Source organism: Pseudomonas viridiflava, from assembly GCF_900602065.1.
In the GTDB taxonomy this organism is placed as follows: domain Bacteria; phylum Pseudomonadota; class Gammaproteobacteria; order Pseudomonadales; family Pseudomonadaceae; genus Aquipseudomonas.
In genome coordinates this window covers 1-416 of the sequence record NZ_UWFN01000019.1, presented here as the reverse complement: position 1 = coordinate 416, position 416 = coordinate 1, and the positions used below count along the sequence as shown (strand labels likewise).

Here is a 416-nt window from a genome sequence, read left to right as displayed (position 1 = left end):
TTGTCAGGCTTGGCCTCAAGGTCAATGCGCAATTGGCAGGTCGATGAGTCCGGTAATAAAACCCGCAAGTTTTGCGACTCATCGACGTCGTTGAGAAAAATCATGCCCTCACCCACCACGCCTGTCAGGAAGCGATCGCCGTTGCCGAATACCGAGGCACCCTGGGGCAACGGCTGGCCCTGCGAGTCATGCGCGGTGAGCAGCACACGGCGCACCTTCACCACCTCGAAACCCACGGCATTGAACGACCCGCGCCCTGCAGCCAGCACCTGGGTGCCGTTCCGCAGGCCGACACGCTTGGGCAAGGACTGGGTCTGCACTTCGACCCGGCTGTTGGTGTAGGCCGGCAAGCCTGCGATCACCGCCTGGCCGCGGAAGTCCGTCCACACCGGGCCTTGTGGGGTCTCGACTTTCAC

Annotated in this window: 1 protein-coding gene; it reads right to left on the bottom strand. The window is 62.7% G+C overall.

Going from position 1 to position 416, the window contains the following annotated elements; genetic code table 11:
- Nucleotides 1–416 (bottom strand): FimD/PapC C-terminal domain-containing protein (locus EE949_RS00090; RefSeq protein ID WP_164666644.1); only part of this gene is annotated, 416 nt, incomplete at both ends.